This window comes from Rhizobium sp. NXC24, from assembly GCF_002944315.1.
In the GTDB taxonomy this organism is placed as follows: Bacteria; Pseudomonadota; Alphaproteobacteria; order Rhizobiales; family Rhizobiaceae; genus Rhizobium.
The window spans coordinates 1,091,017-1,107,767 of sequence record NZ_CP024311.1 but is presented as its reverse complement, the minus strand read 5'-3'; the positions used below and the strand labels follow the sequence as shown (position 1 = coordinate 1,107,767).

17 protein-coding genes are annotated in these 16,751 nt (G+C 60.2%); 8 read left to right on the top strand and 9 right to left on the bottom strand.

What is annotated here, in order from left to right:
• The first annotated feature begins 179 nt into the window (after positions 1–179).
• From NXC24_RS05515 to zwf, 4 genes are all read left to right on the top strand, one after another.
• The gene (locus tag NXC24_RS05515) at positions 180–1,220 is read left to right on the top strand and encodes a zinc-dependent alcohol dehydrogenase family protein (RefSeq protein ID WP_104825022.1); all 1,041 of its coding nucleotides are present in this window, start codon (positions 180–182) and stop codon (positions 1,218–1,220) included.
• A gap of 106 nt (positions 1,221–1,326) precedes the next feature.
• Positions 1,327–2,391 carry a patatin-like phospholipase family protein gene (locus NXC24_RS05510; RefSeq protein ID WP_104822391.1) on the top strand — a complete coding sequence of 355 codons (1,065 nt, stop codon included), beginning with the start codon at positions 1,327–1,329 and terminating at the stop codon, positions 2,389–2,391.
• A gap of 187 nt (positions 2,392–2,578) precedes the next feature.
• A complete protein-coding gene (gene tam / locus NXC24_RS05505; RefSeq protein ID WP_104822390.1) occupies positions 2,579–3,349 on the top strand; it encodes a trans-aconitate 2-methyltransferase in 771 nt (256 codons plus the stop codon).
• Positions 3,350–3,531: 182 nt separating this feature from the next.
• Complete coding sequence (gene zwf / locus NXC24_RS05500; RefSeq protein ID WP_104822389.1) at positions 3,532–5,031, top strand: glucose-6-phosphate dehydrogenase; 1,500 nt, start codon at positions 3,532–3,534, stop codon at positions 5,029–5,031.
• A gap of 27 nt (positions 5,032–5,058) precedes the next feature.
• Here the strand turns inward: zwf and NXC24_RS05495 are convergent, their stop codons facing one another.
• Both NXC24_RS05495 and NXC24_RS05490 read right to left on the bottom strand, forming a co-directional pair.
• Positions 5,059–6,417 (bottom strand): metallophosphoesterase, encoded by a 1,359-nt coding sequence (locus tag NXC24_RS05495; RefSeq protein ID WP_104822388.1) that lies wholly within the window; start codon positions 6,415–6,417, stop codon positions 5,059–5,061.
• An 83-nt stretch (positions 6,418–6,500) separates the two neighbouring features.
• Positions 6,501–6,893, bottom strand: a complete 393-nt coding sequence (locus tag NXC24_RS05490; RefSeq protein ID WP_104822387.1) for a hypothetical protein — start codon at positions 6,891–6,893, stop codon at positions 6,501–6,503.
• Between the two features lie 243 nt (positions 6,894–7,136).
• Here NXC24_RS05490 and NXC24_RS05485 point away from each other — a divergent pair, with 243 nt between their 5' ends.
• Positions 7,137–8,666, top strand: a complete 1,530-nt coding sequence (locus NXC24_RS05485; RefSeq protein WP_104822386.1) for a helicase HerA-like C-terminal domain-containing protein — start codon at positions 7,137–7,139, stop codon at positions 8,664–8,666.
• A gap of 164 nt (positions 8,667–8,830) precedes the next feature.
• On the opposite strand, the gene NXC24_RS05480 is transcribed toward NXC24_RS05485, so the two are convergent.
• Together NXC24_RS05480 and NXC24_RS05475 are read right to left on the bottom strand one after the other, a co-directional pair.
• Complete coding sequence (locus tag NXC24_RS05480; RefSeq protein WP_104822385.1) at positions 8,831–9,607, bottom strand: VOC family protein; 777 nt, start codon at positions 9,605–9,607, stop codon at positions 8,831–8,833.
• A 381-nt stretch (positions 9,608–9,988) separates the two neighbouring features.
• Positions 9,989–10,714: a thioredoxin family protein gene (locus NXC24_RS05475; RefSeq protein WP_104822384.1), complete on the bottom strand. Its 726-nt coding sequence runs from the start codon at positions 10,712–10,714 to the stop codon at positions 9,989–9,991.
• Positions 10,715–10,785: 71 nt separating this feature from the next.
• Between NXC24_RS05475 and NXC24_RS05470 the strand changes: the two genes are divergently transcribed.
• Complete coding sequence (locus NXC24_RS05470; RefSeq protein ID WP_104822383.1) at positions 10,786–11,232, top strand: MarR family transcriptional regulator; 447 nt, start codon at positions 10,786–10,788, stop codon at positions 11,230–11,232.
• Here the strand turns inward: NXC24_RS05470 and NXC24_RS05465 are convergent.
• The 3 genes from NXC24_RS05465 to NXC24_RS05455 all read right to left on the bottom strand — a co-directional run bounded on the left by NXC24_RS05465 (position 11,229) and on the right by NXC24_RS05455 (position 12,885).
• Positions 11,229–11,987: an RES family NAD+ phosphorylase gene (locus tag NXC24_RS05465; RefSeq protein WP_104822382.1), complete on the bottom strand. Its 759-nt coding sequence runs from the start codon at positions 11,985–11,987 to the stop codon at positions 11,229–11,231. The two genes, NXC24_RS05470 and NXC24_RS05465, sit on opposite strands and share 4 nt — an antisense overlap.
• On the bottom strand, positions 11,947–12,330 hold the full coding sequence (locus tag NXC24_RS05460) for an MbcA/ParS/Xre antitoxin family protein (RefSeq protein WP_104822381.1): 384 nt from the start codon (positions 12,328–12,330) through the stop codon (positions 11,947–11,949). The genes NXC24_RS05465 and NXC24_RS05460 overlap by 41 nt, the downstream gene beginning before the upstream one ends.
• 132 nt (positions 12,331–12,462) lie before the next feature.
• Entirely contained in the window at positions 12,463–12,885 is a 423-nt protein-coding gene (locus NXC24_RS05455) for an organic hydroperoxide resistance protein (RefSeq protein ID WP_104822380.1), read from the bottom strand.
• A 132-nt stretch (positions 12,886–13,017) separates the two neighbouring features.
• Here NXC24_RS05455 and NXC24_RS05450 point away from each other — a divergent pair, with 132 nt between their 5' ends.
• On the top strand, positions 13,018–13,479 hold the full coding sequence (locus NXC24_RS05450; RefSeq protein ID WP_104822379.1) for a MarR family transcriptional regulator: 462 nt from the start codon (positions 13,018–13,020) through the stop codon (positions 13,477–13,479).
• Between the two features lie 38 nt (positions 13,480–13,517).
• Here NXC24_RS05450 and NXC24_RS05445 read toward each other — a convergent pair whose 3' ends face one another.
• Together NXC24_RS05445 and NXC24_RS05440 are read right to left on the bottom strand one after the other, a co-directional pair.
• On the bottom strand, positions 13,518–14,255 hold the full coding sequence (locus NXC24_RS05445) for a L,D-transpeptidase family protein (RefSeq protein WP_104822378.1): 738 nt from the start codon (positions 14,253–14,255) through the stop codon (positions 13,518–13,520).
• A 158-nt stretch (positions 14,256–14,413) separates the two neighbouring features.
• On the bottom strand, positions 14,414–15,217 hold the full coding sequence (locus tag NXC24_RS05440) for a L,D-transpeptidase (RefSeq protein WP_104825021.1): 804 nt from the start codon (positions 15,215–15,217) through the stop codon (positions 14,414–14,416).
• Positions 15,218–15,374: 157 nt separating this feature from the next.
• On the opposite strand from NXC24_RS05440, the gene NXC24_RS05435 reads away from it, so the two are divergent.
• Positions 15,375–16,727, top strand: a complete 1,353-nt coding sequence (locus NXC24_RS05435) for a methylmalonyl-CoA mutase family protein (RefSeq protein WP_104822377.1) — start codon at positions 15,375–15,377, stop codon at positions 16,725–16,727.
• Positions 16,728–16,751 lie beyond the last annotated feature (24 nt).

Sequence of the window (16,751 nt, the reverse complement as noted above, 5' to 3'; positions counted from 1 at the left end):
GAAAAACCCGCACAACCTGGGGGTCAAGCGGAAACTTCCGCTTGAAATCCATTCGCAACAAAGCGCCGGAAGCCGCATTCCCCGCGCAATTTTCATGCGCCGAAACAATAGCTTGACGAATGGATGAATCAGGAAAAATGATGGACGATACCAACTGCGGCAGAATGCGTGAGAGTCCCATGAAAGCGATGTATTACGAGGCCTTCGAGGCCACACCCGATATTCGTACCCTTCCCGACCCCACGCCCAGCGAGGACGGCGTCGTGATCGCCATCGGCGCCACGGGGCTTTGCCGCAGCGATTGGCATGGCTGGATGGGCCATGATCCCGATATCAAGCTGCCGCATGTGCCCGGCCATGAACTTGCCGGCAAGGTGGTAGCGACCGGTCGGGGCGTCGTTCGCTTCAAGGTCGGCGACCGCGTCACCGTGCCCTTCGTTTCCGGCTGCGGCCATTGCGCCGAATGCCATTCCGGCAATCAGCAGGTCTGCCCAAACCAATTCCAGCCCGGCTTCACCCATTGGGGGTCCTTCGCCGAATATGCGGCGATTGATTATGCCGACACCAATCTCGTCCACCTACCGGAGACGATCGACGACGCGACGGCGGCGAGCCTCGGCTGCCGTTTCGCCACGTCTTTCCGCGCCGTCGCCGACCAAGCCAGGACGCGTCCGGGCGAATGGATCGCGGTGCATGGCTGCGGCGGCGTCGGCCTGTCCGCCATCATGATCGCAAGCGCGCTCGGCGCGAATGCCATTGCCATCGATATTTCCGACGAGAAGCTGGCTTTCGCCCGCGAATGCGGCGCGGTAGCGACGATCAATGCGGCTGGTGTGGCCGATGTCACGGAGGCTGTGCGGGAGATCACCAAGGGCGGCGCGCATGTGTCTATCGATGCGCTCGGCCATCCCGTCACCTGCTTCAATTCCATCAAGAATCTCCGCCGCCGCGGCCGGCATGTGCAGGTCGGCCTGATGCTGGGCGAACATGCGGCGCCGCAAATCCCGATGGCGCAGGTGATCGGCCATGAGCTGGAAATCTACGGCAGCCACGGCATGCAGGCCTGGCGTTACGACGCCATGCTGGACATGCTCGCCGCTGGCAAGATCGCCCCACAAAAGCTGATCGGCCGCAAAATCAGCCTGGAAGAGGCCGTGCCGGCGCTGATGGCGCTGGACAAGGCGGAAGGTACGGGCATCAGCGTGATTACACGTTTTTAGGCATTCTCTCCCCTCCACAAGAGGTAGGCGAGAACGCTCCGCTTTCATTGATCGATGCAATGCCGCTGCTATCTTTGCCGACGGGCAGATATAGGAGGGGAATTCCATGACAATGCGGTTCATCCTATCCATCGACGGCGGCGGTATTCGCGGGCTCATTCCGGCGCTCATCGTGGCCGAACTCGCGAAGCGGCTGAACGGCTTGCCGATGTACAAAGCCTTCGATCTGATCGCCGGCACGTCGACCGGCGGGATCATCGCAGCCGGGCTCACCTGCCCGCACCCTTCCGGCAACGGCGATGCCGCCTGCACGCCGGATGATCTCGTCAAGCTCTATGCCAAAGAGGGGCAGGATATTTTCGGCACGACACTGGTGTCGAAAATCATCAATCTCGGCGGACTGGCGGAGGAGCGTTACGATGCAGCGCCATTGGAAGCGAAGCTGCAGGTCCGGCTGGGAACCGCCGAGATTGCCGCCGGGCTGACCAAGGTGCTGATCACGGCTTACGACATCAAGGCACGCCAGGCGCTGATCATGTCCAATTCCGACGATGAAAACAGCCATTTCCGCTATTGGGAGGCTTGCCGCGCCACCTCCGCCGCGCCGAGCTATTTCGAGCCGGCGCTGATCGAAAATTTCGCCAAACCCGTCGATGATCCGAACCGCTCCGTCCCCTTGATCGACGGCGGCGTCTTCGCCAACGATCCTATCCTCGCCGCCTATGTCGAAGCCCGTAAGATGGGCTGGGAGAAAGGCGGCAACTCTGTCGTGGTTCTGTCGCTCGGCACCGGCCAGCAGAACCGTCCTATTCCCTATCAACAGGCAAAAAGCTGGGGCGCACTCGGCTGGATCAACCCCGCCAACGGTACGCCGCTGATTTCAATCCTGATGCAAGGCCAGGTATCGACAGCCTCCTACGAGGCCAATTCGCTGCTCAACCCTGCCAAGACGAAGATGGTTGACGGGTCGACGCAGGTCACACCGGCCAATGTGGGCAAGCTTGCCTATTTTCGCATCGACGGCGCGCTCGTCGGCGCCAACGACGAACTGGATGATGCCTCTGACGGCAACATCGACGCGCTGACGAACGTCGCGCAACAACTCATCGCCCGCAATACGGCAGCGCTGGATGAGGTGGCAAAGCGCATCCTGGCGGTGAAGGGAAAATAGAAGGCGTCGCACAATAGCTCTCGGCACCTATCCCCGATCAGCGATCTCCTGGGCCATTTGCCGCACGAGGGTCGAAATTTCACCCCTGGCGATCTCGCCCATGAAATGATCAAACTCCACAGGCCCAATATCGACAAGGTCCGGGTCCACTCGTATCGGGCATACAAGCTGATGAAGAGGATAAGTCATGGCATGGTCTGCCGGCCAATATGTGAAGTTCGAGGATGAACGCACGCGCCCGGCGCGTGACCTACTCGCGCAGGTGCCGTTGGAGCGCGTAGATCGCGCTATCGATCTCGGCTGCGGGCCTGGCAACTCGACGGAGCTGATCGTCGAACGCTACGGTGCCGCCGGCGTTTCCGGGCTCGACAGCGACGAGAACATGCTGGAGGCGGCCCGCAAGCGCATGCCCGGCACGGAGTTTCTCAGGGCCGATCTTGCCACTTGGCAGCCGGAAGAACCTGTCGATCTGCTTTTTGCCAACGCCGTTTTCCAATGGCTGCCTGATCACATCGACATTTTCGAACGGCTGATGGACGGGTTGAGGCCAGGCGGCGTGCTCGCCATCCAGATGCCAGACAATCTGACCGAACTCAGCCATTTGATGATGGAGGAGACAGGAAAAGACGGCCCCTGGAGTGAGGCCTTTGCCAGAAAGAGCGTGCGTCGCAATCCCCTTCCCTCGCCCTCGGCCTATTACAACCGGCTGATCGGCAAGTCCGCCCGCATCGACCTCTGGCACACCAACTACAATCATCCGCTGGAAAATGCCGCCGCCATCGTCGAATGGGTCAAGGGCACGGGCCTGCGCCCCTATCTCGATCATGCCGCGCCTGAGCATCGCGATGCTTTTGCGGCCGACTATCTCGCGCGCATCGAAAAGGCCTATCCGCCATTGGTGGACGGCAAAGTCCTGCTGCGGTTTCCGCGGCTGTTTATGGTGGCGGTAAAGAAGTAGGGCGCCATGTAGCATTTATACTGTGGCGACGTGCCTCGGAGCGCAACCCTTTCGAAAAGCGATTCCGGTTTTCTCGATCTTGGGTTAGAACATCCTCGCCCAAGCATCAGCACAACCGGCTGAAGGAGAAGATTCATGTCGTCCAGAAACCTGATCTCCCTATTCCCGACGGAGGTGCGTTCGTGACCGGCTTTACCGTTCCCCCCGCTCCGCCGCTGACGCTCGTCATCTTCGGTGCAACCGGCGACCTGACGCGCCGGTTGCTGATGCCGACGCTGATCAACATGACTAAGGCCGGCATGTTGGGCGACGATCTGCGTGTGCTCGGCGTCAGCATCGAACCTGGTGGCGACGAGTTCCTGGTCGAGCGTCTTGACACCTTCCTCGCCACAAACGGAATGGAGCAAGCGCAGCAGAGCGACGCCTGGCAGAGGTTGAAGACGCGCATCTCATATATTTCCGGAGACTTCACGCAGGGCGCAATCTATCAGGAAATCACCGATCGGCTGCAGCATGCGCCGAGCGCCAATGCCGCTTTCTATTTTGCCGTGCAGCCGCGCTTTTTCGGCGACATCACCAGCCGCTTAGCCGAGCATGGGCTTCTTGACGAAACCGCCGGCGTCTTCCGGCGCATCGCCATCGAGAAGCCGTTCGGTCATGACCTCGCTTCGGCGCAGATGTTGAACGCGACGCTTCTGCACAGCGCGGACGAGAGCCAAATCTATCGCATCGACCATTTCCTCGGCAAGGAAACGGTGCAGAACATCATGACGACGCGCTTTGCCAACATGATGATCGAAGCCCTGTGGAACAACAACTACGTCGACCATGTGCAGATCACTGCCGCGGAATTGGTGGACGTCGGTACGCGCGGCAAGTTCTACGACGCGACAGGCGCTTTGCGCGATATGGTGCCGAACCATCTGTTCCAGCTTCTTGCCATGGTGGCCATGGAACCGCCGAACAGCTTCGACGCAGAATCCGTCCGAAACGAAAAGGGTAAGGTGCTAAAGGCGCTGCGCCACTATTCGCGAGACGAAGCGGCGAAAAACGCCGTGCGCGGCGCCTACACCGCCGGACCACTCGACGGCAAAGATCTGCCGGCCTACACAGAGACGCCGGATATCGCGCCAGACAGCAATACCGAAACCTACGTGGCGCTGAAACTTTTCGTCGACACCTGGCGCTGGGCAGGCGTGCCCTTCTATCTGCGCACGGGCAAGGCCTTGAGGGCCCGTGACACTGAAGTCGTCATCACCTTCCGGCAAGTACCTTTCGCGCAATTTCCCCGCGCGGCCGCGCGACCGGACCTGCCACCGAACAAGCTGATCATTCAGGTGCAGCCGAACGAAGGGCTGCAGATGGGAATCTCCATCAAATCGCCGGGGCTGGTCCTAAAGACCTCGCCGATCGAGCTCGACTTCCGTTATGCCGACCACTTCGACATCGGTCATCAGACGGGCTATGAATCGCTGCTCTACGAACTCTTCGTCGGCGACCAGACTCTGTTCCAGCGTGCCGACAGCATCGAAGCCGGCTGGGCGGCCGTGCAGCCTTTCCTTGATCTCTGGGCCGACGGCAGCAAACCCGATCCTTACGCGCCAGGCAGCATGGGACCGGCCTGCGCAGACGAACTCATCGGACGCGACGGCCGCGTCTGGCATCGGATTGGAGACGATTGAGGCGTAAAGGGGAAGGCCGCGCAGCGCCTATCCCACTGCAAACGCTACCTCCAACCCCTCGCCCATGAAGGCGCGGTCTTCAGTGCCGCGCTGACCATGGCCAACGCTCCATTGCGCCGGCCAGACCAAGCGTTCAAGGCCGGTGGCGGAAGCTCCGTCGAATGAAGTCCATCTGTCATCGCCATGCATGCGATAAAGCATGCCGCCTGGCCCCATGCCGGCATGCAGAGCGATATCGACATCGAAGGACTGACCGGCTGCGAGATCAGGCCCGAACCAGTAATGCGGGCTGCGGCCGGGATCGCGACCAAGAATCAAGGTCAGCGTTTGCCTCGGACCACGCAAGCCGAGCCAGAACGGCGCGATGGCATCGGCGTTGAAGGCAGAGAAGAGTGTTTGGGCTGGCGGATGTGCCGCCTTCGGCATGCGGCCCCTTATCCGCAATTCGATGATGCGATCATTGTTCATCGAGCCGGTAAAGCTGGCTCGATGCATCCCGGGTGACAGGGTTTGCCAGCTCTCGGGATCGGCCGGCTTGAAAGGCCATTGCAATCGTTCGCGAACGATGCCGTCCGTATCCAGCACCTGATAGCGAAGACCGTCCGCATCGAGTGCCGCCTGGATGCAATGAAGATATTCCACGCCCTCCGGCATTCTATGCGCAGTGCCTGCGCCGGAGGTGCAAAGCTGCAGGACGCCGCGGTGAACCTGGACGTCGAAGGCGAGGATATGGCTGCAGACATAGGCCAGAACGTCCGCTTCCACCAGAATATCCCAAAATCGCTTGGTGTAATCCGGGCCGACCTCGCGCTGATAGGATCCGGAAAAACCGTTGATGGGGAAAACCGGGTGATGGCCGAGGACGATCTTATGGCGTGCATCTCCATGCTGTTTCAGCGTTGCCTCCAGCCACTCTGTCTCGACATGACCCTCGCCACCGAGACCGGTCCACAGCGTATGGACGAAAACAAGGAGGAGATCGCCGCGGCGCACCCAGTAAGACAGGCCTTCCTGGCCTGGCGGACCGTTTTGTGGAAGCTGCAGGACCTCGCGAAAGACCTGCTCGCTCATTTCATCATAGGTGGTGTGATTGCCGGTCGTGTGCCAAAGCGGCGTTTTCCGTCGGTCGAGCCAGCCCATTTCATGCTCGAACCAATGCCGCCATTGCGCCCTCAAGGCTTCCGGATCGGCGGTCAGGCCAATGATCTCGTCGCCCGGAAACAGGATGAATTCCGGCGGCGGATCAAGCCGGCGCAGGACGGCGTTGACGGCGACGAAGGTCTCTTCGTGCAGCGCGCCTGGAACTCCGGAACAAGAATCGCCATAGAGCACGAACCGATGGCCAGGCCCGTTCGGTAACAGCGATGGAATGGAATTGGCGGCCATGGGACAATTTGCAACCTGCTGAATGATCAAACAAAAAAGCCCCGCGATCAGACCGCGGGGCCTTCGTCACAAATGACAGCATATTACAGGAACTGGCTCAACCCCGGCACGGAATTGACGACCTCATCGACCACCTCATCGCCGGCATGTTCGCGGGCGGTCGCGATGGTTTCCTTGGCGAGCGAGGAAATTTCGCCCATGTTGAGACCGCTGCTCATCAACGACTGGCCGAGCGCCATGAGACCGCCGCCACCGCCAACGGCGCTCAGAAGGCCGCCGAGCAGACCGCCGGACGTTTCCTCCCCGTTATATTGCGCCACCAGATCGGACGCACCGGGGATGGACTCGATCATCTTGGTGACCGGGCCATCCGGGGCTTCGCGCTGTAGGAAGCCCAGCATCATGCCAACGGCCTTCTCTGCAATATCGGGTGAAATGCCGGCTCTCGTTGCGATCTGATCAATAATCTCGTTCATTCTGGCCTCCTGCTTGTTACTTATGACGTGAACGTCAACGTAATTGAATGCGCCGACCGACTCAAGTCTGTCCGGGTTGTGTGCGACACTACCGGAAGCATCACCATGAAGCGAACGGTTGTCCCCATTCAAGTCTCTTCTTATAACAGCGTCAGGACAAAACAATGAATGGGCCTCTGGCACCTCTCGCCCCTAAAACTTCTCGGGGTTGCAGTGCCGCCGTCCAAAGGGAGACGACGCCTGATGCCGCAACAGGATGAACAGATTTTCGTCGGCGCCAGCCGCAATCCGGACGACAGCATCAATAAGGACGAATATCTGACGCTGAAATTCGGCAATCGCCACGGCCTCGTCACCGGCGCGACAGGCACCGGCAAGACGGTGACCCTGCAGGTGCTGGCGGAGGGTTTTTCCAAAGCCGGCGTGCCCGTCTTCTGCGCCGATATCAAGGGCGATCTCTCCGGTATCGCCGCCAAGGGCGAGCCGAAGGATTTCCTTTTGAAACGGGCCGAGGAAATTGGTCTGAAGCCCTACGAATTCGAACAATTCCCGGCGATCTTCTGGGATCTCTACGGCGAAAAAGGCCATCGCGTGCGCACCACCATCGCCGAGATGGGGCCGCTGCTGCTGGCACGGCTAATGAACGCATCGGAGGCGCAGGAGGGCGTGCTCAACATCGCATTCAAGATTGCCGATGACAATGGGCTGGCGCTGCTCGACCTCAAGGATTTCCAGGCCTTGCTCAACTATATGGGCGACCATGCGAGCGAGCTTTCCAGCCAGTTCGGCCTGATCTCGAAGTCATCCGTCGGCTCGATCCAGCGTGCTTTGCTGGTGCTGGAGCAGCAGGGGGCGGAAAACTTCTTCGGCGAGCCGGCGCTGAAGATTTCCGACATCATGCGCGTCAGCAATGATGGCTATGGGCAGATCTCGGTGCTTGCCGCCGACAAGCTGATGATGAACCCAAGGCTTTACGCCACCTTCCTGCTGTGGCTGCTGTCCGAGCTCTTCGAGGAACTGCCGGAAGTCGGCGATCCTGAAAAGCCGAAGCTGGTCTTCTTCTTCGACGAGGCGCACCTGCTCTTCAACGATGCGCCGAAGGTGCTGATCGAGCGCGTCGAACAGGTGGTGCGCTTGATCCGCTCCAAGGGTGTCGGCGTCTATTTCGTCACGCAGAACCCGCTCGACGTGCCAGAAACCGTGCTCGCCCAGCTTGGCAACCGCGTTCAGCATGCGCTGCGCGCCTATTCGCCGCGCGAACAGAAGGCAGTCCAGACGGCCGCCGAAACCTTCCGGCCTAACCCGGCCTTCAACTGCGCCGAAGTCATCACCACGCTCGGCACCGGCGAAGCGCTGATCTCCATGCTTGAAGGCAAGGGCGCGCCCTCGATCGTCGAACGCACCTTGATCCGCCCGCCGTCGGGTCGCATCGGCCCGGTGACCGATACCGAGCGCCAGGCCGTCATCAACGACAGCCCGGTCGCCGGCCTCTACGACGAGACGGTCGATCGCGAATCCGCCTTCGAAATCCTCGCCGCCCGCGCCGGCAAGGCGGCCGAGCAGGATGCCGCCAAACAGGACGACGGAAGCGCCGGCGGCCGCTGGACGCTCCCCGGCTTCGGGGATGACGATGACAAACCGGCAAGCCGCGGCCGTTCCGGCTACCAGCGCGAAACGATTTTGGAAGCAGCGATGAAGAGCGCCGCACGTACGATCGCGACGCAGGTTGGACGGGCGCTGGTGAGAGGGATTCTGGGTAGCTTGAAGCGGTAGCGGACCCCTTCTCCCCTCGGGGAGCAAGTGCCCGAAGGGCGGATGAGAGAACGAGGAGCACAGCGACGAATATCGTAAGCCGTGCTCCAAAGCCTGCTCCCCAGTAACGCCCCCTCAACCCGCGCTGCGCGCGACCTTCTCCCCCGAGGGGAGAAGGCAAAAGCTTATTTCACTGGCGCAACGAGCGAGAAGAACGCGCCTTGCGGGTCGGTGCACTGGACGATCCAGCTACCGCCGGGGACTTCCATCGGGCCGTTGACGACCTTTCCGCCGGCCTCGTTGACGCGGCCGATAGCGGCATCAATTGCCGGGACATTGAAATAGAAGTTCCAGGCGGCCATCGGCATTTCCGCCGGCTTCGTCATGATGCCGCCGAAGTCGCGGTCGCCGATCTTGAAGATCTTGTAGGTGCCCATCGGACCCATGTCGAAATCGGAACTCGATTCCCAGCCGAACATATCGCGGTAGAAATCAAAGGCTTTCGGGCCGTCGTTGGAATAGAGCTCGTGCCAGCCGATATAGCCGGGAGCATTGGGTTCCGGCGGCTGCCAGTCCTGGCCCGGCAACGGCGTGAAAATGCAGAAGGCGGCGCCATAGGGATCGGAGACGACGGCGAAGCGGCCGACACCCGGAATGTCCCCAGGCTCTCGATAGACCCTGCCGCCCTTTGCGGCGATCGTCTTGGCAGCCTCATCGACATTGGGCACGCTGATATAGCCGGTCCAGCAGGGTGGCGTCCCCATGGCCTTGGCCTCTTCCGGCAGGATCATCATGCCGGCGATCGGGCCGGCGCCGGCGCTGAACAGAGTATAGGCCATTTCGATTTCCGGCATCCCGGCATCCTTGGCGTCCCAGCCGACAACCTTGCGGTAGAAGGCCTCTCCCGCGGCCATGTCGGTGGTCATCAGTTCGTACCAGACAAAATATCCCTTCGCAGCCATTGTAGATCTCCCTATTGCTTGCGGCGGTAATTGGCGATCATGAATTCCTTCCAGCTTCAGTCCGGCTGGCACGAGGAAAAGATGCGTTCATTGTCGTCGATGAGTGTGATGGCTTCACGATAGCTGGCCGGACTGCAGAATGCGTGCTCTTCCGTCAGTTTCGCCTTCATCGCGTCCCTCCTTTGCGATTGGCCGAGCCCTATACCCCGTAGCGCATCGCGATCTTTCAGATCCGCTCCTTGCGCTTTAGGTCCTGATTTTGCGCATGTCGTTATCGCAAAACCGCTGCACACTTTTGCGCGACATGCTTTAAACACGGCACTTCGGATATTTGTTCCCGCGCGACCTTCGACGGAAAATCGCGCGGCTTGGGCTGATGCTTCAGTGACAGGAGGATTGCGCCTTCGGGGCTTCGTCATATTCATCGTGGCGACGCACGAAATCCATGGTGCTGCCTTCGTTGCGTCCCTTCGGCGCATTGTCGAGGATCATCAGCGTGCCGATCATCTCTTCGCCGCCGCGGGCATAGCTGGAATAGGTGTGGAAAATATTGCCGGCCTCATCCTTGTAGAACGCGCTGAGCCCGGGAAGTTCGTCGTGGCCGTTCTTCGCGTCCATGGCAGAGAAATTGTAGAACACCTTTTCGCCGGCGAGCTGCTCTGCCGTAAAGGAGACGTGATAGTCGAAATTGAAGTCGTTGGCGAAAGACGACACCCAGGGGAACTTCCAGCCCATGCGCTTTTTGTAAGCCTCTATCTTCTCGATCGGCGCACGGGCAACGGCAACGAGGGTGACGTCGTGATGATTGAGATGTGGCAGGGCGCCGTCGAAATGATCGACGAGGAACGAACAACCGGGGCATCCGGCCTCCCATTGCGGACCGAGCATGAAGTGATAGACGATGAGCTGACTGCGGCCGTCGAAGAGATCGGCCAGCGATTTCTTCCCCGTGGGCGTGTCGAAAACATAGTCCTTGTCGACCTTGACCCAGGGCAGCGCCAAGCGCTCCTCATTGATACGGTCACGCAAATGCGTCGCTTCTTTCTCCTTGGCAAGCAGTTCGCGGCGAGCCTCCAGCCACACCTCGCGTGAAACGATTTGGTTCATTGTCGCGCCCTCCTCCGGCGTCCACTTCTCACCAAACTTGACAAATGCATTGATATCAATATTAGTAAACCATGTCAAACATGATTGAAATTCCTTTCGAGACAACACTACTCGTGCGCGATACCTGCCTTTGCCTGCATGTGCAGCGCGCCGCTCGGGCCCTGGCGCGCCGTTTCGACGAAGCGCTGAGGCCGCTCGGGCTCACCAATGGCCAGTTTTCCCTGATGATGTCGCTGAACAGGCCAGAGCCTGCGGCCATGGGGCCGGTGGCGACGCTGCTCGCAATAGATCAGACGACGCTGACGGCGGCCTTAAAACCGCTGGAGCGGCGGGGCTGGATAAGCATTCTTCCCAATCCCAGGGATCGCCGTGCCCGGCTACTCAGCCTGACCCCGTCAGGCAAAGCGGTGCTTGCAGCCGCCGTGCCGATCTGGAAAGTGACGCATGCCGAGGTGGAAGCGCGGCTGCCCGACGGCAATGCGGACCGGCTGCGGCGGGATTTGCTCACGTTGGCTTAAGCGCTGTTTCGCATGCGCGGATCAGCGCCGAAATCGCTGCGTGCGAAACCGATGCGACTTTTCGGAAAATCGCAGAGTGCCTGCACACCGGCCGGCGACAGCCGGATGCGCCAGGTCTGCCGTTCGACCGGTTCGCGGGCGGCAAAGGCATGGGCCGTCAGAAGGGCAATATTCTTCCCGCCTTGGGAATCCCTGACGGAGCGGTAGAGGATCGCCTGAATGCCCCCTGCACGCGCCGCGTCGGCGAGCGACTGGCAAGCTTCGTAGCTGACGGGATCGGTCCATGCTTCGCGATCTCGATCCAACGGCGAGCGGGTAAGATCAATCGCCTCTTTGGTGCTGATCGCGGCGGCGAAGGCGGTGTATTCCGCCGCATTGGCAGGCAACGGCGTCTCCGGAGAATCGCTGAAGAAAAGCAGCCGGTAAAAACTCATTTCGGCCAGCGCCGTTTCGACCCGTTCGGAAGCGTAGAAGACGCCGAGGGTGCGTCCCGCACGCCTGAAGCGTGAGCCGTGAGGGTAGATCGCTCCGTAGCGGAAGGGAGTGGCCAACAGATAGTCCAGACCAGCGCATTCCGGCGGCAGCGCCGGCTTGCTCTCCTCCAGCAGATGCTCGAGAAGCGCCTGCTCTTCCAGCGTGTCGACCAGCTTCAAGGTCGAGACCTGATGCTGCGCCTCCACCAGTCGCCAATAGCGGCCTGAAATCGGCCGAGCCTCAGACGATAGCGCGGCGGGCGTCCAGATAGGCAAGGACATCGGTCAATCCGGAAATGGAGGTGATCTTTTCGAGCGGCGTTGCACCGAAGGCGAGATTGACATTGCGCAGCCATTGCCGCGCCACGGCCTCATCGCCGCCGACAATGGCATCGAGCGAGCGAAACAGACGTACGAAAAGAACGGCGAGTTCAAATGGCTTGCTGTGCCGCTCCAGAAGATGATCTTGCCGCTTCATGCGCGACACCGTCGCTTCCGAAACGCCGATGACAGCAGCGAGCATGCGGGCGTTCAAGCCCAGCCGCTCCGCGGCATTAACGACCGCCTTGGTGATGACTAGGGCCTCGCCCGGATTTGCGTGACCGATCGCTTGAGCAGATATCATGGCTATATCCTTTCTCAAGAAAACATATAGCAACTTTCTTGCAAAAGAAAAAGAGCGACATGCACCGAAATGCATATCGCTCCTCTTTTATGTCATCCGTTCCGTCAGTTCGGAAGATGAGAAAGCCCGTTCTCAGGCAACCGTGACCGGCACTTCCGTCGAGGTGCGCATGGCGTGGCTATAGGGGCAGACGATGTGAGCGGCAGCGGCGAGCTTTTCAGCTTCGGCCTTTTCCATGCCGGGAATGTGAACCGACAGCGAGACTTCGATGCCGAAGCCGGTGCCATCCGCGCGCGGGCCGATGCCAACCGTTGCCGTCACCTTGGCGTCTTCCGGAATCTTGACCTTCTGCTGGCCTGCAACAAATTTCAGGGCGCCAAGGAAGCAGGCGGAATAGCCTGCAGCGAAGAGCTGTTCCGGATTGGTGCCGGTAGCGCCGTCGCCGCCGAGTTCCTTCGGCACGGTCAGGGTGACGTCAAGAACGCCATTTTCGGAAACGGCGTGGCCTGCACGGCCGCCGGTAGCGGAAGCCTTGGTGGTGTAGAGGATAGGCATGTCAGATCTCCTTTGCGAGTTGGATGAAGTTTGTATATAACGCGATTTAATCGTGCGCAATATATTTTTGTAATTTGATTTTGAAAAATGAACCTGTGACAATGACGTCAACAAGAAACTGGCGGAGCAGCGATGACGGACAAGGTGCAGGAGCGGGCAATCCCGGATGAGGAAAAGCGGCTGGAACGGCAGCTCTGTTTTGCCGTCTACGCGACCGCGCATGCCTTCAATCGCGCCTACAAGCCGATCCTCGATCGCGTCGGGCTGACCTATCCGCAATATCTGGTGATGCTGGTGCTCTGGGAGAAAGGCTGTTTGTCGGTCAAGACCATCGGTGAGCAGCTTGATCTCGATTCGGGCACGCTGTCGCCGCTGTTGAAACGCCTCGAGCAAGCCGGCCTGATCGGGCGCGTACGAGACCCGAAGGACGAACGCCAGGTAATCGTTTCGTTGACGGAAAAGGGCGCCGGCATGAAATGCCAGGTCAGTATGATCATGGCAGCCATCGGCCAAGCCGTCGGCTGCGATATGAATGAAATGGCCAGTCTGCGCGACCGGCTGCAGCGGCTAAGAGCGAATTTAACGGCCGAATAACAGCCGTTAAATTCCACTCGTCAAAAACATGTCCAAGCTTACGCCTGCGTCACCAAGATTGGCGCGCGTTGCGGCACGCGGTCGTAGAGATCGATGACGTCCTGATTCAGCAGGCGAACGCAGCCCGAGGAAACGGCCTTGCCGATGGAGCGCCAGTCGGGATTGCCGTGCAGACGGTAGAGCGAATCCTGCTTATCCTCGAAAATATAAAGCGCGCGCGCGCCGAGCGGATTCTTCAAGCCAGGCTCCATGCCGCCGTTGGCGATGGAATATTTGACGAGTTCCGGCTGACGGGCGACCATTTCGTCCGGCGGGTTCCAGCGCGGCCATTTCTTGCGCCACTGGATGACACCACGGCCCTGCCAGGCGAAGCCTTCGCGACCGACGCCGATACCATAGCGCATCGCCGTGCCGCCCGGTTCGGTGACATAGAGGAAGCGCTCGCGCGTATTGACGACGACGGTGCCTGGCGGCTCACCCGTCGGATCGACAACGCGCTGACGATAATATCGCGGATCGATCTGCTCATAGGGTATTGCCGGAAGATGAAAGCCGCCATCATCCATAGCTGCATAGATCACAGCCGGGTCCGGCTGCTCGCCATTATAGCTGGAGAGCCAACTGCCTAAGGGGCGATAGGTGGAACCGTTATACTGCACGGGGCTGACAATCGGATTGCTCTCCACCGTGGAAGCGCAGCCGGCGAGCGTCGAAACGGCGCCAATGCCCGCAAGGGCGAGGAAATTTCGTCGGGAAAGAGAAGAAGGCAGGCTCATGTCGACAGCATCATTCCTGTTGGAAGGGAAGCGGGAACTCGAAACGATCCGATTCGGTTCCCCGCAAGATTCGCAGAGACAGGAATAAAACTAAAGAGGGCAGCGAAGCCCGGCTATCGCACTTATGCAACATCACGAAAATTTGTTGCAATCTGCCGTTACAGAACCACGACTTCGGCCCTTGCCGACACACGATTGTAGAGATCGATCACATCTTGGTTCAGCATGCGCACACAGCCGGATGACGCTGCCTTGCCGATCGACTGCCAATCCGGCGTGCCGTGAATGCGATAGAGCGTGTCCTTGCCATTCTGGAAGATATAGAGGGCGCGAGCGCCGAGCGGATTGGTCGGCCCCGGATTCATGCCGCCGCGTTCGGCTGAAACCGGCCTGATCTGCGGTTCGCGGGCCACCATTTCGCTCGGCGGCGTCCAGCGCGGCCATTTCTGCTTCCACTGGATGATGCCCCTGCCATGCCAGGCATAACCTGCCGCGCCGAGGCCGACGCCATAACGCATCGCCCTGCCGCCCGGCTCGACGAAATAGAGATAGTGGCCCCTCGTATCGACGACGATCGTGCCGGGCCTTTCATCGGTCTGATAGTCCACTTCCTGGCGCAAGAAGCGCTGATCTATGCGCTTATAGGGGATGGCCGGCAGGGTGAAATCGTCTTCGCTCTTCTGCGCATACATGGCCTGATGCACCGGATTGGAGGTCGGCAGGCCGTAGGTCTGATTGAATTGCGTGCGGAAGAGATCGCGCGCTTGCGGCACCGGCTGGACCGGCAGGCGTTTTACCTTTTGTGGATCGATACCTTCGGGCTGGTAAAAGACAGGCGCTGTTTCCTGTACGAACCGGTCGGGATCGGTCGCTCCGGTATCGGGAATGATGCTGCAGGCGGACAGCGCGGCAAAAGCGGCTACAGCAAGCAAGCGACGGGAAACAGGCAGGAGATCGGCCATCATCGGGAACCAGTTGAATATGGATCGGTCAGCCACATGATGACCGGCGCGGCTGGCGCGAGGCTGGCGTCGCATGCGAAGATATTGCTCCAATAGGCCAAACTTCTGTTTTCCCTTGCCCTGGCTTGGGTTAGACCATTGGAAGACGGAGGATAGCATGAATATCGACAGTCTGGACCCGAACGTTTTTGCTCCTGTAAGCCGCGAGGCATGGCTCAAGCTGGTGGACCGGGCACTGAAGGGCGCGGATTACCAGGAGGCGCTGGTATCGCGAACGGATGACGGCATCGCGATCGAGCCGCTCTATGCCCGCCGCTCCGATGCCGCGCCATTCACCCGCCGGCAAACCGACAGACCTTGGGTCGTCAGCCAGCGGATGGATGATCCGGATATCGAACGCGCTTTCCTTCAGCTCGGCGAGGATCTCGCCAACGGGAGCAACGGCGTCAGCCTGATCTCGAAAAGCAGCCCCTCGGCCTTTGGTATCGGCCTCAACAACGAGACGGGGGTGCTTGCGGCAAGATTGGCGGCTGCTGTTTCCGGCAATTCCATTTCGCTGCGCTTGGACGGCCTCTCACCGGCCTTTGCCGCGGCATTGGCGGCGGCGCTCGAGAAGAACCAACATCGCCCGACCGTGCATTTCGGCCTCGACGTTTTCGCCTCCAGCACGACGCGGGAGATGACGGGCAGCTTCAAACGTCTCCATGACGCGGGATTTGCCGGAACCGTTTTCAATGCCGATGGCCGCGCCGTGCACAATGCCGGCGGAACGGAGGCGCAGGAACTGGCCGTCATGGCGGCGGCTCTCGTCGCTCATCTGAAACTATTGGATGACGCAGGCGTCGCGCCGGAAGTGACCCTCAATATAGCAAGTCTCTGTCTGTCTGCCGATCAGAACCAATTCGTCACCATGGCGAAAGCTCGCGCCGCACGCATGATCTTTGCCCGCATCGCAGAGGTTTGCGGCATTTCCGACCCGCCGGTCGCCCATCTCTACATGGAAACGAGCTACCGCATGCTGACGCGGCTCGACCCGGAAACCAATATCCTGCGCAACACGATAGCCGTCTTTTCTGCCGGCACCGGAGGCGCCGACGAGATTTCCGTGCTGCCGCACAGCTTGACCCATGGCATTCCCGATCCGCTGGCGCGGCGCCTGGCGCGCAATATGCAGACCGTCCTGATTGCCGAAAGCCATCTCGACCATGTCGTCGACCCGGCCGCCGGAGCTGGCGGCATCGAGGCGCTGACCGAAGCTTTGGCGGAAAAGGCCTGGGAGATTTTTGCGGGCATCGAGCGGGATGGCGGGCTTGCGAAGTTTATCGCCAGTGGCCGATTAGCGGCGATGGTGCAGGAAGCGCGGGCAAATCGTGTGGCAAAGCCGATTGTGGGGACGACATTGTTTGCGATGAAGGCGGAGCGACCGGTTCCGGTTTTGGGGGAGTTGAGTCCGGTCGCAGGCGGGATGGGACTGATGCCGGTGCGATTGGATGAGGGAGCTGGGGCATGAAGGCGGCATTGGAATTCGCGGAGG

Coding starts and splice junctions, on each gene's coding strand:
- NXC24_RS05515 (WP_104825022.1), top strand. CDS start 180: ATGAAAGCGATGTATTACGAGGCCTTCGAGGCCACACCCGATATTCGT.
- NXC24_RS05510 (WP_104822391.1), top strand. CDS start 1,327: ATGACAATGCGGTTCATCCTATCCATCGACGGCGGCGGTATTCGCGGG.
- tam (WP_104822390.1), top strand. CDS start 2,579: ATGGCATGGTCTGCCGGCCAATATGTGAAGTTCGAGGATGAACGCACG.
- NXC24_RS05495 (WP_104822388.1), bottom strand. CDS start 6,417: ATGGCCGCCAATTCCATTCCATCGCTGTTACCGAACGGGCCTGGCCAT.
- NXC24_RS05490 (WP_104822387.1), bottom strand. CDS start 6,893: ATGAACGAGATTATTGATCAGATCGCAACGAGAGCCGGCATTTCACCC.
- NXC24_RS05485 (WP_104822386.1), top strand. CDS start 7,137: ATGCCGCAACAGGATGAACAGATTTTCGTCGGCGCCAGCCGCAATCCG.
- NXC24_RS05480 (WP_104822385.1), bottom strand. CDS start 9,607: ATGGCTGCGAAGGGATATTTTGTCTGGTACGAACTGATGACCACCGAC.
- NXC24_RS05475 (WP_104822384.1), bottom strand. CDS start 10,714: ATGAACCAAATCGTTTCACGCGAGGTGTGGCTGGAGGCTCGCCGCGAA.
- NXC24_RS05470 (WP_104822383.1), top strand. CDS start 10,786: ATGTCAAACATGATTGAAATTCCTTTCGAGACAACACTACTCGTGCGC.
- NXC24_RS05465 (WP_104822382.1), bottom strand. CDS start 11,987: ATGTCCTTGCCTATCTGGACGCCCGCCGCGCTATCGTCTGAGGCTCGG.
- NXC24_RS05460 (WP_104822381.1), bottom strand. CDS start 12,330: ATGATATCTGCTCAAGCGATCGGTCACGCAAATCCGGGCGAGGCCCTA.
- NXC24_RS05455 (WP_104822380.1), bottom strand. CDS start 12,885: ATGCCTATCCTCTACACCACCAAGGCTTCCGCTACCGGCGGCCGTGCA.
- NXC24_RS05450 (WP_104822379.1), top strand. CDS start 13,018: ATGACGGACAAGGTGCAGGAGCGGGCAATCCCGGATGAGGAAAAGCGG.
- NXC24_RS05445 (WP_104822378.1), bottom strand. CDS start 14,255: ATGAGCCTGCCTTCTTCTCTTTCCCGACGAAATTTCCTCGCCCTTGCG.
- NXC24_RS05440 (WP_104825021.1), bottom strand. CDS start 15,217: ATGGCCGATCTCCTGCCTGTTTCCCGTCGCTTGCTTGCTGTAGCCGCT.
- NXC24_RS05435 (WP_104822377.1), top strand. CDS start 15,375: ATGAATATCGACAGTCTGGACCCGAACGTTTTTGCTCCTGTAAGCCGC.